The following is a 14159-nucleotide window of genomic DNA, read 5'->3' as shown; positions in this document are numbered from 1 at the left end:
GATGGGCGCTTATCTTATCCGCCGGCTGCTGTTAGTGATCCCGACGCTGTGGGCCATCATTACCATTAACTTTTTTATCGTCCAGATCGCTCCCGGCGGCCCGGTGGATCAGGCGATTGCGGCAATAGAATTTGGTCACGCTGGCGGCATGCCGGGCGGCGGCGGTGAAGGAATGGGGGCCAGCCATGCCCGGACGGGCGTGGGCAACATCAGCGAAAGCCACTACCGGGGCGGTCGCGGACTGGATCCGGAGGTGATCGCCGAGATCACCCATCGCTATGGTTTTGACAAGCCGCTGCACGAGCGTTATTTCAGGATGCTCTGGGATTATGTCCGTTTCGATTTTGGCGACAGCCTGTTTCGCAGCGCCTCGGTGTTAACCCTGATCAAACAAAGCCTGCCGGTTTCCATCACGCTCGGACTGTGGGGGACGCTGATTATTTATCTGGTCTCCATTCCGCTAGGGATAAGGAAAGCGGTCTACAACGGTAGCCGTTTCGATATCTGGAGCAGTACGTTTATTATCATCGGCTACGCTATCCCGGCGTTTCTGTTTGCCGTGCTGCTGATTGTCTTTTTCGCCGGCGGCAGTTATTTCGACCTCTTCCCGCTGCGCGGGCTGGTCTCCACGGATTTCAGCACCCTGCCGTGGTATCAGAAAATCACCGATTACTTCTGGCACATCACGCTTCCGGTGCTGGCAACGGTCATCGGCGGTTTTGCGGCGCTTACGATGCTGACCAAAAACGCCTTTCTTGATGAGATCCGCAAACAGTACGTCGTCACCGCGCGCGCCAAAGGCGTCGGTGAAAAGCAGATCATGTGGAAGCACGTTTTTCGTAACGCCATGCTGCTGGTGATTGCCGGTTTCCCCGCCACGTTCATCAGTATGTTTTTTACCGGCTCGCTGCTGATAGAGGTGATGTTCTCGCTCAACGGATTAGGGCTGCTGGGCTATGAGGCCACCGTCTCCCGTGATTATCCGGTGATGTTTGGCACACTCTACATTTTCACCCTGATCGGCCTGCTGCTGAACATCATCAGCGATATCAGCTATACGCTGGTCGATCCCCGTATCGATTTTGAGGGCCGCTGATGTCGCGTTTAAGCCCCGTCAATCAGGCCCGCTGGGCGCGTTTTCGCCACAACCGTCGCGGCTACTGGTCGCTGTGGATCTTCGCCGTCCTGTTCGCCTTAAGTATGTGTTCGGAACTGATTGCCAACGATAAACCCCTGCTGGTGCATTTCAAAGACCGCTGGTATGTGCCGGTGCTGACCACCTACAGCGAAAGCGATTTTGGCGGCCCGTTTGCGACGCCAGCCGAGTACCAGGATCCCTGGTTACGTGAACAGATCGCGCAGCACGGCTGGGCTATCTGGGCGCCGATTCGTTTTGGCGCAAACAGTATTAACTTCGCCACGTCCACCCCCTTCCCTTCGCCGCCTTCCGCGCAAAACTGGCTGGGAACGGACGCCAACGGCGGCGATGTGCTGGCGCGCATCCTCTATGGCACCCGCATCTCGCTCCTGTTTGGGCTGATGCTGACGCTCTTTAGCAGCGTAATGGGCGTTGTGGCGGGCGCCGTGCAAGGCTATTACGGGGGTAAAATAGATTTATGGGGACAGCGCGTGATTGAAGTCTGGTCCGGTATGCCAACGCTGTTTCTGATTATCCTGCTGTCCAGTGTGGTACAGCCTGGCTTCTGGTGGCTGCTCGGGATCACCGTCCTGTTCGGCTGGATGGCGCTGGTCGGCGTGGTGCGCGCGGAGTTTCTGCGTACGCGGAATTACGACTATATTCGCGCCGCGCAAGCGTTAGGCGTGAGCGATGGCGCAATCATCTTCCGCCACATGCTTCCCAATGCGGTGGTGGCGACCCTCACCTTCCTGCCGTTTATTTTGTGCAGCTCCATTACCACCCTGACGTCGCTTGATTTTCTTGGTTTCGGTTTGCCACTGGGCTCACCGTCCCTTGGCGAACTGCTGTTGCAGGGCAAAAACAATCTCCAGGCCCCCTGGCTGGGCATCGCCGCATTCCTCTCCGTGGCGGTGCTGCTTTCCCTGCTGATTTTTATTGGCGAAGCCGTGCGCGATGCCTTCGATCCCAACAAGGCGGTATGACATGACCCGGCCTCTTCTGAGCATAGAGAACCTGTCGATTGCGTTTTCAAAACAGGGCGAATCACGCACGGTGGTGACGGATTTATCGTTACAGATCCAGCGCGGAGAGACGCTGGCGCTGGTCGGGGAATCCGGCTCCGGTAAGAGCGTTTCGGCGCTGTCGGTGCTGCGCCTGCTCCCTTCCCCGCCGGTCAGCTATCCGCAGGGGGATATTCTGTTCCATGGACAATCGCTGCTGAACGCTGACGAGCAAACCCTGCGCGGCATTCGTGGCAACAACATCGCCATGATTTTTCAGGAGCCGATGGTGTCGCTCAACCCACTGCATACGCTGGAAAAACAGCTCTATGAAGTGCTGTCCCTTCATCGGGGAATGCGTAAAGAGGCAGCACGGGGTGAAATTCTCGACTGCCTTGAACGCACCGGTATTCGTAATGCCGCGAAACGGCTGAACGATTTCCCGCACCAGCTTTCCGGCGGCGAGCGCCAGCGCGTGATGATCGCAATGGCCCTGCTCACGCGCCCCGAACTGCTGATTGCCGATGAACCTACTACCGCGCTGGACGTCACGGTACAGGCACAAATTCTGCAACTGCTGCGCGAGCTTCGCGACGAGCTGAACATGAGCCTGCTGTTTATTACGCACAACCTGAGCATCGTGAGAAAGCTTGCTAACACGGTGGCCGTGATGCAAAACGGCCGCTGCGTGGAACAGAACCGGGCATCCGCCCTCCTGAGCGCGCCTCAGCACCCGTATACACAGCGCCTGCTCGATAGCGAACCCGCTGGCGACCCGGTACCGCTTAACGCTGACAGCGTGCCGTTGCTGAGGGTTGAAGGGCTGTCGGTGTCATTCCCGATCCGCAAAGGCATTTTGCGTCGCGTGGTCGATCACAATCATGTCCTGAAAGAGATGAGCTTCGCTCTGCGTCCGGGCGAGTCGCTTGGGCTTGTGGGCGAATCCGGCTCGGGCAAAAGCACCACCGGTCTGGCGCTGCTGCGCCTGATCGCCTCTCAGGGAAGCATTGTCTTTGACGGCATGCCGCTGCAAAACCTGAATCGCCGGATGATGCTCCCCGTCCGCCCGCGGATGCAGGTGGTATTTCAGGATCCAAACTCTTCGCTTAACCCGCGCCTGAGCGTATTACAGATTATTGAAGAGGGCCTGCGCGTCCACCAGCCGACAATGACGGCGCAACAGCGTGAAATCGACGTGATGCGGGTGATGGCGGAAGTGGGTTTAGATCCCGAGACCCGGCACCGGTATCCGGCTGAGTTTTCTGGCGGACAGCGTCAGCGTATAGCGATTGCCCGCGCGCTGATCCTCAAACCGGAGCTGATCGTGCTGGACGAGCCAACCTCTTCCCTGGACCGCACCGTGCAGGCGCAAATTCTGGCGCTGCTGAAGGGGCTACAGGAAAAGCATCGGCTGGCCTATATCTTTATCAGCCACGATTTACAGGTGGTGCGTGCGCTTTGCCATCAGGTAGTGGTATTGCGGCAGGGAGAAGTCGTTGAGCAGGGAGAGTGCCAGCGCGTATTCACCGCGCCGACGCAGGATTACACGCGCCAGCTATTGTCCGCTGACTAACACTCAGAAAGGATATTGACCAGAGAACGGCTCGGCAATGGCCACGCCGAAGTTTTTCAGACGACAAGTGGCGGCAAACTCATCCTGGCTGTTAACAAACAGGCACGGCTCACCTTCGCATTCCAGCACGGAGCTGTCCACTTCGATGTCCGTCAGCGCCTGGCTGAGACGCTCCATGACCGGCCACGCATTTTCATCGCTCGGGCTGAGCAGCTTAAGCGCCACCAGACAATTATCCTCCCCGGCAACGCTTTGCGGAATCGGTTCAACTTTCGAACCTGCAAAACCCGTCGACCAGCGATAGCTCTGGGGCAAGCGATGGACAATGGAGAGTTGTAATGTATTCACGTTCAGATCCCCGGAAGCAAATTTACTTCACAATTTATTTACATTTATAGTAACACATCATCGCCAACCTGCACTGTTTAGCGGATTTTATAGGCGTTGCAGGCTCGCGTCGGCGCTATATGTACCCGTTTCTGCGATCTAACTCAACCTTTTTAAATACAATGATGTGACTTTTTACATAAATAGATTTTACATAAAAGAAACAAACACAGGGTAAACGAACGGAGGGTTGGTTGATATGGGTCAACAAAAAGGCCCGTCTCGGGCCTTAAGTGGTCATTTATGCGCCGTCTTTCGCGGCCGGCTGGCGTAAAGATAGAAGAGAATGGAGCAGGTCGCGCAGAGGGCAATCGCCCACAGCATCGGCCAGGCGGTATTAAACGTCGCCGTCGAGAGCAGCGCCCCGACTATCGCGCCAATCCCGAAACGGAACGTTCCTGCCAGCGACGAGGCGGTACCCGCCATATGCGGAAATTCGTCGAGGATCACCGCCATCGCGTTGGATGAAACCATCGACACGCAGCCGACAAACGCCGCCACCCCCACCACCAGCGCCCAGAAACCGACGCCCAGCAACGCGCTCAATACCAGCCAGATAGCCATTACGAACTGGATCCACAGCCCGGCGCGGAACATATTCAGCGCCCCAACCCGCCGGACAAAGCGGCTGTTAATAATGGTCATCACAAACAGGAACACAATATTCAGCGCGAAGTAGTAACCAAAATGCTGGGGCGACACATGGTTCAGTTCGATGTACACAAACGGCCCTGCGCTCAGGAACGAGAACATTCCGGCAAAGCTGAAGCCGCTGGCCAGCATATAGCTGAGCACACGCTTATGGCGAAACAGCGAGGCAAAGTTGCCAAGCGTGGTGCGAACGTGAAACTTCTGACGTCGCTCGACCGGCAGCGTTTCATCGATAAAGACGAAGATCATCACCGAGGCCAGCAGCGCGGCAATCGCCAGGATCCAGAAAATCGCATGCCAGCTGAACCACACCAGGACCGCCCCGCCCACCATGGGGGCGACCAGCGGCGCAATGGTCGTGACCAGCATGACGAACGACATCATGCGTGAGAACTCTTCCTTCGGGTAAACGTCGCGCATCAGCGCGTTAATCACCACGCTTGCCGCAGCCGCCGCCAGGCCATGGAAGAAACGCATCACAATCAGCTGATCGATACTCTGCGCCAGCGCGCAGGCCACCGCCGCCGCGGCAAATATCAATGTCCCGCCCAGGATAACCGGTTTACGCCCCAGGCTGTCGGCCATTGGGCCATAAAAGAGCTGACCGAGGGCAAAACCAAGAATGTAGGTGCTGAGCGTCATCTGCGCGCTGCCTGCCGGTACGCCAAACTGCGCGGAAATCACCGGCAGCGCGGGCAGATACATATCGATGGACAGCGGCATCAGCATGGCCAGCAGGCCAAGGATAAATACAATTTTAAACGACGAGTGTGGCCTGGTGGTCACAGGGTTCTCCTGAATTTAGCGTGAAGGCAGCCCGACGCTGGCAATCTCTTCTTCCGTCAGCGGGCGATATTCCCCTGGGGTCAGGTCTGGATCGAGTTCAATCGCGCCGATACGTTCACGATGCAGCCCCACAACGTGGTTGCCCACGGCGGCAAACATCCGTTTCACCTGGTGGTAGCGGCCTTCACTGATGGTCAGACGGACATCCGTGGGGGTGAGGATTTCCAGCACCGCCGGTTTGGTCAGATCCTTCTCATTATGCAGCTGAACGCCTTTCGCGAATTGCTCTGCCGTGTCATCCGAGACCGGAGACTCAAGCATCACCCGATAGGTTTTCTCACAGTGATGGCGCGGGGAGGTGATGCGGTGCGACCACTGGCCGTCATCGGTCATCAGCACCAGGCCGGTGGTATCGATATCCAGTCGCCCTGCCGCATGCAGCTTGTGCGCCACAGGTTCGTCGAGGAAGTAGAGCACCGTCGGGTGATCCGGATCGTCCGTTGAACAGACGTAACCTTCCGGTTTGTTGAGCATGAAGTAGCGCGGGCCATTCTGCTGGGTCAGCGGGTTGCCGTCATACTCCACCTGGTGCTCAGGCTGGAGTTTAAAAGCGCTGTCTTTCACAATGTCGCCGTCCACGGTTACGCGGCTGGCGCGAATTTCACGCCCGGCAATAGCGCGGCTTACGCCGAGTTGCTGAGCGATAAACTTATCAAGTCGCATGAAATCTTTTTAGCCTTAATGGTGCTGGAAGTCGGACTACGCGTCCGAAAAAGAAGCAGTCAGAAACAGTTCAGTATAATGGTCTGGTTGCGCCACTCAAGGAAAAAAGTTTCGTGGCATACTATATGCGAGTTAACTGAATAGAGAAGCCATGACGTTCACATTACGCCCCTATCAGCAGGAAGCCGTTGATGCCACCCTCGCCTGGTTTCGCAAGCACCGGGAGCCCGCCGCCATCGTACTCCCGACCGGAGCCGGTAAAAGCCTGGTGATTGCCGAACTGGCGCGCCTGGCCCGCGGACGCGTGCTGGTGCTGGCGCACGTCAAAGAGCTGGTGGCGCAAAACCACGCCAAATATTGCGCGCTCGGCCTGGAGGCCGACATTTTTGCCGCCGGGCTGAAGCGCAAAGAGAGCCACGGAAAAGTGGTGTTTGGCAGCGTACAATCCGTTGCGCGCAACCTGGAGCTGTTTCGCAGCGAGTTTTCCCTGCTGATTGTCGATGAGTGTCATCGCATCAGCGATGACGACGACAGCCAGTATCAGCAAATCCTCACTCATCTGAAAAAGGTGAATCCTCACCTCCGTCTGCTTGGCCTCACCGCCACGCCGTTTCGTCTGGGCAAGGGCTGGATTTATCAGTTTCATTATCACGGCATGGTGCGTGGCGATGAAAAGGCCCTGTTCCGCGACTGTATCTATGAACTTCCGCTGCGCTACATGATCAAGCACGGCTACCTGACGCCGCCGGAGCGGCTGGATATGCCCGTCGTGCAGTACGATTTCAGCCGCTTACAGGCGCAGAGCAACGGGCTGTTCAGCGAGGCAGATCTTAACCATGAGCTGAAAAAACAGAAGCGGATCACGCCGCATATCATCAGCCAGATTGAAGAGTTCGCGCAAACGCGCAAAGGGGTGATGATTTTTGCTGCCACCGTCGAACACGCGCGCGAAATTACGGGGCTGCTGCCCGCCGACGACGTGGCGTTAATTACCGGTGAAACCCCCGGCCCGGAGCGTGACAGCCTGATTGAGGCCTTCAAAGCTCAGCGGTTCCGCTATCTGGTGAATGTCTCCGTGTTAACCACCGGCTTTGACGCCCCGCACGTCGACCTGATTGCGATTCTTCGCCCGACGGAATCCGTCAGCCTGTATCAGCAGATTGTCGGCCGCGGGCTGCGCCTGGCGCCGGGCAAAACCGACTGTCTGATCCTTGATTACGCCGGTAACCCGCACGATCTCTATTCGCCGGAAGTCGGCACGCCAAAAGGCAAGAGCGACAACGTGCCCGTTCAGGTTTTTTGCCCTGCCTGCGGGTTTGCCAACACCTTCTGGGGGAAAACCACCGCCGACGGCACGCTGATCGAACATTTTGGCCGCCGCTGTCAGGGCTGGTTTGAAGACGATGAAGGCCATCGCGAACAGTGTGATTTCCGCTTCCGCTTCAAAAACTGCTCGCAGTGCAACGCCGAAAACGATATTGCCGCCCGCCGCTGCCGGGAGTGCGACACGGTCCTGGTCGACCCGGACGACATGCTGAAAGCAGCGCTGAAGCTGAAAGATGCGCTGGTGCTACGCTGTTCCGGCATGGCCTTACAGCCGGGCGCGGATGAAAAAGGCGAGTGGCTAAAAATTACCTATTACGACGAAGATGGCGCAGACGTCAGCGAGCGGTTCCGGGTCCAGACGCCCGCCCAGCGCACCGCGTTCGAGCAGCTCTTTATCCGCCCGCATACCCGCACGCCTGGCGTGCCGCTGCGCTGGATAACCGTGGCCGATATCGTGCGCCAGCAGGCGTTGCTACGGCATCCTGATTTTGTTGTCGCCCGCAAAAAAGGGCAGTTCTGGCAGGTGCGTGAGAAGGTCTTTGACTATGAAGGACGCTTTCGCCGGGCAAACGAATTGCGCGGTTAACGGGACTTTTCGTTGATGCGCGAGCCATTTGAGTATAAAATGCCGCCCGCTTCACATCCGTGAGGCAGAACACTCACCTGCTGCTGGGTCGCCTGTAGTAGGGTTTTAAATACAGAGAGAAATCAATGTTCACTATCGAAGCAGAAGTACGTAACGTGCAGGGTAAGGGTGCGAGCCGCCGCCTGCGTACCGCAAACAAGTTCCCGGCTATCGTTTACGGTGGCGAAGCTGCTCCAGTTGCTATTGAACTGGATCACGACAAAGTATGGAACATGCAGACCAAAGCTGAGTTCTACAGCGAAGTTCTGACCATCGTTGTTGGCGGTAAAGAAGAAAAAGTGAAAGTTCAGGCTGTTCAGCGTCACGCGTTCAAGCCAAAACTGACTCACATCGACTTCGTTCGCGCGTAATCGCAAACCTGTCGAGAAAAACCCCGCGTTTGCGGGGTTTTTTTATGGCTGTTACTTACCGCCTGAGGTGCGACGCTGGAGCTGGTCGCGCAGATTCGGCGGCGTGCCTTTAATGGTCAGCGTGTCGGTGGCCGGGTCCCAGAAGATACGTTCCCCGAGCAGCATGGCATCAAAGTTAATGGTTAACCCACCGCCGCTACCGGCAAATTTCGTCAGCTGACGCAGCGTACTGCGATCCGCCGGGAAGCTCTCTTCCAGCTCATAGCCTTTTTCCGCAGTAAATTCCTGGAAGCTGACTTCGCTGACGCCTGCCAGCTCTTTGGACAGCGACTCCAGCTCAATCTCTTCCCCGGCCTGTAACTGCTCGTTGCAGTAACTGTAAACCTGCTGACGCACGTTTTGACGCTCAGATTTATCAAGCTGCGCCTCAGCCGTAAAGTCATCCACCGCCTGGAGGAGACCTTTGTTCTGCGCTTTGGCATTCAGTCCTTCGCTGGCGCCGAGGAAGTCCATAAAGAAATCGGCCACTTTGCGGCCCACGCGGCCTTTAAGGAAGGTCAGGTAGCGCGTTGATTCCGGGTTGGTTTCCCATTCGGTTAAATCGATACGCGCCACAATATCCGCATGGTTGATATCCAGATAGTGCGTTGAGCTGATATCCAGCTGCTCGTTTACGCGCATGCTGCTTAAGTTATTCAGCACGGTGACCAGCAGATACTCTACCGCCAGATAGCGGTAGTGGCAGAACAGGACGATACCGCCATCGGCGAAGGGATATTTCGCCAGTTCGTCACGCAGACGGCCAGTAGCAGCGCGGCTGAATGCCAGGAAATCCTCTTCGCCCTGACGTTGCAGGCGCAGGCTATCCGCCAGTTCGCTCTCTTCGCTGAACAAGCCATAGGCTTTATTTTTCGCGCTGTAGACGCGATGCAACTCCGCCATCATCTCGACAACGGTAGGCGTTGGTTCCAGTAACGAATCGCGCAGCACCACTTCAAGGGTTTGCTCATCACGCTTGATAAGCTGGTGCAAGGCAATCTGGTTGATTTCCAGACTCATGATAAACTCTCCTTTTAGACCGGGCGGTATTCAACCACCACCAACGCATGTGTGCAACAGAAGATAAAAAAGGGGAAAAAAAGCTGTTGCTACGGTAATATGTCGCCCTTCTCTCAACAAACTGATTTTGATTTATGCCACAACATTCCCGCTACAGTGACGAACACGTTGAACAACTGCTCAGTGAGCTGGTCAACGTACTGGAAAAACATAAAACGCCAACCGATCTCTCCCTGATGGTTTTGGGAAATATGGTTACCAACCTGATCAATACCAGCGTTGCTCCGGCTCAGCGTCAGGCGATCGCCAAATCTTTCGCCCAGGCTTTGCAGTCCTCCGTTAGCGACGACCAGGCACACTAAGGGAAACGAACAACAGTTTATGGTGACGAATCGTCAGCGCTACCGTGAAAAAGTCTCCCAGATGGTCAGCTGGGGGCACTGGTTTGCCCTGTTCAACATTCTGTTGGCGATGGTGCTCGGCTGCCGTTATCTGTTTGTGGCGGACTGGCCAACCACGTTAACCGGGCGCATCTACTCATGGATGAGCCTTGTTGGTCACTTTAGCTTTCTGGTCTTCGCCACCTATCTGCTGATCCTGTTCCCACTGACGTTTATCGTCATGTCGCAGCGGCTGATGCGCTTCCTGTCCGCCATTCTTGCGACGGCGGGCATGACGCTGTTGCTGATCGACAGCGAAGTCTTTACCCGGTTCCACCTGCACCTGAATCCTGTCGTCTGGGAGCTGGTGATTAACCCGGATCAAAACGAGACCGCGCGCGACTGGCAGCTGATGTTTATCAGCGTGCCGATAATCCTGCTGATCGAAATGCTGTTCGCCACGTGGAGCTGGCAAAAGCTCCGCAGTCTGACCCGACGCCGCCATTATGCGAAGCCCGTCGCGGCGCTCTTTTTCGCCTCATTTATCGGTTCGCACCTGATGTATATCTGGGCAGATGCGAACTTCTACCGCCCGATTACCATGCAGCGCGCGAACCTGCCGCTCTCCTATCCGATGACGGCGCGTCGTTTCCTCGAAAAACACGGCCTGCTGGACGCGCAGGAGTATCAGCGTCGTCTGGTCGAACAGGGTAATCCGGAAGCGGTCAGCGTGCAGTATCCCCTGAGCGATCTGAAATATCGCGACATGGGACGCGGTCAGAACGTGCTGCTGATTACCGTCGATGGCCTGAACTATTCCCGCTATGAGAAGCAGATGCCAGCGCTGGCTGAATTCGCTGAGAACAACATCGTATTCACTCAGCATATGAGCTCCGGTAATTCGACCGACGCGGGTATTTTCGGCCTGTTCTACGGCATTTCACCGAGCTATATGGACGGCGTGCTGTCGGCCCGTATTCCGGCGGCATTGATTACCGGGCTTAATCAGCAGGGCTACCAGCTGGGGCTGTTTGCTTCTGATGGTTTCAACAGCTCGCTGTACCGCCAGGCGCTGCTGTCTGATTTCTCACTGCCCGCCGCGCAGAGCCAGTCTGACGATCGGACCGCTGACCAGTGGATAGACTGGCTGAAGCGCTATGCGCAGGAAGATAACCGCTGGTTCTCCTGGGTTGCGTTTAACGGCACAACGCTTGATGACAGCAATCAGAAAGGCTTCGCGCGCCGCTATAGCCGTGCGGCGGGTGATGTCGATGCGCAGATCGGTCGCGTGCTGACCGCCCTGCGCGATGCGGGCAAGCTGGACAATACGGTCGTGATTATCACGGCGGGGCATGGCGTGCCGCTCGGCGACGAGGCGAAGGGCATGGACTGGTCGCGTCCGAACCTGCATGTTCCCCTGGTGATCCACTGGCCGGGCACTCCCGCGCAGCGCATCAACATGCTCACCGACCATAAAGACGTCATGACCACGTTAATGCAGCGGCTGCTGCACGTCAGCACACCGGCCATTGAATACTCGCAGGGACAAGACCTCTTTAGCGCCACGCGGCGTCATAACTGGGTTACGGCTGCTGGCGGAAACACGCTGGTGGTGACCACGCCGACGTTGTCCCTGGTGCTGAACAGCAACGGCAATTACCAGACGTATAACCTCGAAGGCGAGAAGCTGAAAGACCAGAAACCGCAGCTCAGTTTGCTGTTGCAGGTGCTGACAGACGAGAAGCGCTTTATCGCTAACTGATTATTTATGAATCAGTTAGCGTTGCTTGCCCCTTGCATTCAAAAAGGAATCGAGTAGTATTCCTTTTATGCGTCGGCACGTAGCGCAGCCTGGTAGCGCACCGTCATGGGGTGTCGGGGGTCGGAGGTTCAAATCCTCTCGTGCCGACCAAAAACACATTGAAAACCAGCCTCTTATGGCTGGTTTTTTGTTCCCGCAAAATTTTGATGGCGAAACGATGGTGAAATGATGGTTGAACCCTGCTTTAAATTGTCGGGCAATCATCGTTACCAACCCGGTTGAGACTATGCGTTAGAACGCCATATACAGTTACATCATCCAGCGCGTCGCCTTCTATCGCTTCACCATCTTCAGTTATCAATGCTGCCCCGTATAGCTTTGCAAACTCGTTCCTGTTATCCATTCTTACCAGTAGCGTATCTCCCTGCTCTGGCCTCAGAGCTACGTTAATCACAGCCCAACCACAGGATGTTTCTATTACCCTGCAGTTCCCATCAATTCCGCATAACAGATCTATGGTTAACCGCTGTTCCTGGTAATCCATAGCCGGTGAAGGAAAGCCCATCAGAAAACCCTCCCCATATTACGCAAGATCCAGTAACGGTTATCGCTTCCATCCTTCGTCTTATCAGCAAAGTCTGGTTGGTATCTCTTAATCCATGCATTGGCATCTGCCTGGCTGAAATGCCAATTCCTAACGCGCAATTCAGTGATGAATTTGTCAGTGTTCAAACAAAGATATCCCTTTGGATTCTGTTGTATGGCCGCTAAAAAGGCTGCACGTATATCAGGTTGACGAGGCATAATAGCGCCCTCTCTGGACTATTGACTGTATGCATATACAGTAGTATTTTTGTGATTACAGATCAAGTTAGGCAAGAGGGATGGCAATGTTTGTTGAACTGGTATATGACAAGCGTAATGTTGCGGGGCTCGAAGGGGCCAGAGAGATCATTCTGGCCGAGCTAACGAAGCGGGTGCATCAGATTTTCCCTGATGCCGAAGTGAAGGTGAAGCCGATGCAGGCGAACGGCTTGAATAGCGATGCCAGTAAAAACGATCGGGAAAAGCTGAACCGCATGCTGGAGGTTATGTTTGAAGAGTCAGATATGTGGCTGGTATCTGAGTTCCCGTCCGTTCTCCAGAATGGAATGTGATATTTGACGGCAGTAAAAGAGTCGCTTTACTGCCGTCACAATTATTTTATTGAACCTCTTCGGACGTGCTTTTCGCAGCTTCTTCTATTGCTTTCTGTTTCTGATTCCAGATGCTACTCGCTGGCATTTCGACACGTACACTGACGAACTGATCTGACGGGATATCAACCGGGTCTCCATCAGCTAACCCCGCCAGCTCATTTCTGGCAAATTCAGGTGCCGACGGATGGATGCGGTGATAGGTTTTAACCAGCACAGAACCGTCAGAATTAACCTTATAATCAAGCCAGATGAGTGGCTGTTTGTTGCGGTCGGTCGGGATGTCAAATCCACCATCGATACCACCCCATGCAGCATCAGCATTTAACCCGGTACAACCCTCAATCAGGTATTCCCCGATACCCAGGCGGGTTACGGCGCACCCCTCAGATTCATCGTTAAGCTGACACGAACCATCACCGAACAACTGTACAATCGGAGAAGCGGCTTTTAACGTACCGTCAGATGCACGGGTCGTATTTCCGGTGTGGTAAATCTGCATCCAGCCAGAATCATTGCCATCCGACATACTCATGAACTGAATAATTTTCCCGCTAAGAATCAGCGCAGCAAATGATTGTTGCGCTGCAGGAGTGCTTCCACTTCCAATATTACGGTCTGATAACCGGATGCCAGAACCATACATTCCAGGACCTCCCGACGTTGCAGGGGTAACATTGCAGAAGCGAGTCCCCTTACTCTTGTCCCAGAGATCAGAAATTACTGGAAGGTTTTTAGACCCCACACCAAATGACCCTGGAGCCAGTACATCATTATCCCCTTCACCAGTATTTTTAGTTGCCACATTTCCCAAACCGAGGTTTGTACGCGCCCCAGCGGCAGTCTTATCACCAGTCCCTCCCTGTGAAATACTTAGCGCTGTAGTCAGCCCGGAAAGGCTGGTAATGTCATTGTTAGAACCTTTCTTGGCCAGTGATTTCTGACCCGGTACCGTGACGGCCGCGCCGTTAATCGTGATGGTGACATCTGTGGTGCCGTTCATCACATCCGCGAAACCGCTCATATAGCGCTGGTACATCGTGAATGTTTCAGCAATATCCTGCGCCAGGCCATCGACACTAAGACTGTCACTCAGAAGAATGGCAAATCGGGTTCCGGCGGGAACAGTTGGGTTAGCTGCTGGCGTTACGGTGAGACTTGTTGCGCTGCCGATGGTGGTA

15 protein-coding genes and 1 tRNA gene are annotated in these 14159 nt (G+C 55.3%); 9 read left to right on the top strand and 7 right to left on the bottom strand.

The window, feature by feature from the left end:
• Window position 1 precedes the first annotated feature (1 nt).
• From ACNQ0W_RS11750 to yejF, 3 genes are read left to right on the top strand one after another with little or no spacing between them, the layout of a single operon-like run.
• Window positions 2-1096, top strand: a complete 1095-nt coding sequence (locus tag ACNQ0W_RS11750; RefSeq protein WP_062932757.1) for a microcin C ABC transporter permease YejB — start codon at window positions 2-4, stop codon at window positions 1094-1096.
• Window positions 1096-2121 (top strand): ABC transporter permease, encoded by a 1026-nt coding sequence (locus tag ACNQ0W_RS11745; RefSeq protein WP_062932756.1) that lies wholly within the window; start codon window positions 1096-1098, stop codon window positions 2119-2121. The genes ACNQ0W_RS11750 and ACNQ0W_RS11745 overlap by 1 nt, the downstream gene beginning before the upstream one ends.
• A 1-nt stretch (window position 2122) precedes the next feature.
• Window positions 2123-3712, top strand: a complete 1590-nt coding sequence (yejF, locus tag ACNQ0W_RS11740) for a microcin C ABC transporter ATP-binding protein YejF (protein WP_062932755.1) — start codon at window positions 2123-2125, stop codon at window positions 3710-3712.
• A 3-nt stretch (window positions 3713-3715) separates the two neighbouring features.
• On the opposite strand, the gene ACNQ0W_RS11735 is transcribed toward yejF, so the two are convergent.
• The 3 genes from ACNQ0W_RS11735 to rsuA all read right to left on the bottom strand — a co-directional run bounded on the left by ACNQ0W_RS11735 (window position 3716) and on the right by rsuA (window position 6259).
• On the bottom strand, window positions 3716-4060 hold the full coding sequence (locus tag ACNQ0W_RS11735; RefSeq protein ID WP_003859372.1) for a YejG family protein: 345 nt from the start codon (window positions 4058-4060) through the stop codon (window positions 3716-3718).
• Between the two features lie 276 nt (window positions 4061-4336).
• A complete protein-coding gene (locus ACNQ0W_RS11730) occupies window positions 4337-5536 on the bottom strand; it encodes a Bcr/CflA family multidrug efflux MFS transporter (protein ID WP_003859373.1) in 1200 nt (399 codons plus the stop codon).
• Window positions 5537-5551: 15 nt separating this feature from the next.
• A complete protein-coding gene (gene rsuA, locus ACNQ0W_RS11725) occupies window positions 5552-6259 on the bottom strand; it encodes a 16S rRNA pseudouridine(516) synthase RsuA (protein WP_062932753.1) in 708 nt (235 codons plus the stop codon).
• Window positions 6260-6410: 151 nt separating this feature from the next.
• Between rsuA and ACNQ0W_RS11720 the strand changes: the two genes are divergently transcribed.
• A complete protein-coding gene (locus tag ACNQ0W_RS11720) occupies window positions 6411-8171 on the top strand; it encodes a DEAD/DEAH box helicase (RefSeq protein WP_417933197.1) in 1761 nt (586 codons plus the stop codon).
• 125 nt (window positions 8172-8296) lie between these two features.
• Complete coding sequence (rplY, locus tag ACNQ0W_RS11715; protein ID WP_003859376.1) at window positions 8297-8581, top strand: 50S ribosomal protein L25; 285 nt, start codon at window positions 8297-8299, stop codon at window positions 8579-8581.
• A 51-nt stretch (window positions 8582-8632) separates the two neighbouring features.
• On the opposite strand, the gene yejK is transcribed toward rplY, so the two are convergent.
• Window positions 8633-9640 (bottom strand): nucleoid-associated protein YejK, encoded by a 1008-nt coding sequence (yejK, locus tag ACNQ0W_RS11710; protein WP_017383403.1) that lies wholly within the window; start codon window positions 9638-9640, stop codon window positions 8633-8635.
• A gap of 134 nt (window positions 9641-9774) precedes the next feature.
• Here yejK and ACNQ0W_RS11705 point away from each other — a divergent pair, with 134 nt between their 5' ends.
• The 3 genes from ACNQ0W_RS11705 to ACNQ0W_RS11695 all read left to right on the top strand — a co-directional run bounded on the left by ACNQ0W_RS11705 (window position 9775) and on the right by ACNQ0W_RS11695 (window position 11932).
• Window positions 9775-10002, top strand: coding sequence for a YejL family protein (locus tag ACNQ0W_RS11705; protein ID WP_001135586.1), 228 nt, complete (start codon window positions 9775-9777; stop codon window positions 10000-10002).
• A gap of 19 nt (window positions 10003-10021) precedes the next feature.
• Window positions 10022-11782 carry an LPS biosynthesis-modulating metalloenzyme YejM gene (gene yejM, locus ACNQ0W_RS11700; protein ID WP_047719280.1) on the top strand — a complete coding sequence of 587 codons (1761 nt, stop codon included), beginning with the start codon at window positions 10022-10024 and terminating at the stop codon, window positions 11780-11782.
• Between the two features lie 73 nt (window positions 11783-11855).
• Window positions 11856-11932 (top strand) — tRNA-Pro (locus ACNQ0W_RS11695).
• A 94-nt stretch (window positions 11933-12026) separates the two neighbouring features.
• Here the strand turns inward: ACNQ0W_RS11695 and ACNQ0W_RS11690 are convergent.
• Both ACNQ0W_RS11690 and ACNQ0W_RS11685 read right to left on the bottom strand, forming a co-directional pair.
• A complete protein-coding gene (locus ACNQ0W_RS11690) occupies window positions 12027-12347 on the bottom strand; it encodes a hypothetical protein (RefSeq protein ID WP_219240914.1) in 321 nt (106 codons plus the stop codon).
• The gene (locus ACNQ0W_RS11685; RefSeq protein ID WP_334280511.1) at window positions 12347-12586 is read right to left on the bottom strand and encodes a hypothetical protein; all 240 of its coding nucleotides are present in this window, start codon (window positions 12584-12586) and stop codon (window positions 12347-12349) included. The genes ACNQ0W_RS11690 and ACNQ0W_RS11685 overlap by 1 nt, the downstream gene beginning before the upstream one ends.
• 86 nt (window positions 12587-12672) lie before the next feature.
• Here ACNQ0W_RS11685 and ACNQ0W_RS11680 point away from each other — a divergent pair, with 86 nt between their 5' ends.
• Complete coding sequence (locus tag ACNQ0W_RS11680) at window positions 12673-12939, top strand: DinI family protein (RefSeq protein ID WP_219240916.1); 267 nt, start codon at window positions 12673-12675, stop codon at window positions 12937-12939.
• Between the two features lie 46 nt (window positions 12940-12985).
• Here ACNQ0W_RS11680 and ACNQ0W_RS11675 read toward each other — a convergent pair.
• Window positions 12986-14159: phage tail protein (locus tag ACNQ0W_RS11675; protein ID WP_417933196.1), on the bottom strand; the 1174-nt coding region annotated here is incomplete at its 5' end.

The organism is Enterobacter cloacae complex sp. 6730903 (assembly GCF_048283985.1).
In the GTDB taxonomy this organism is placed as follows: domain Bacteria; phylum Pseudomonadota; class Gammaproteobacteria; order Enterobacterales; family Enterobacteriaceae; genus Enterobacter; species Enterobacter hormaechei_C.
Note: the sequence above shows the minus strand (reverse complement) of the source record. Positions and strands in the feature narration are given on the sequence as shown.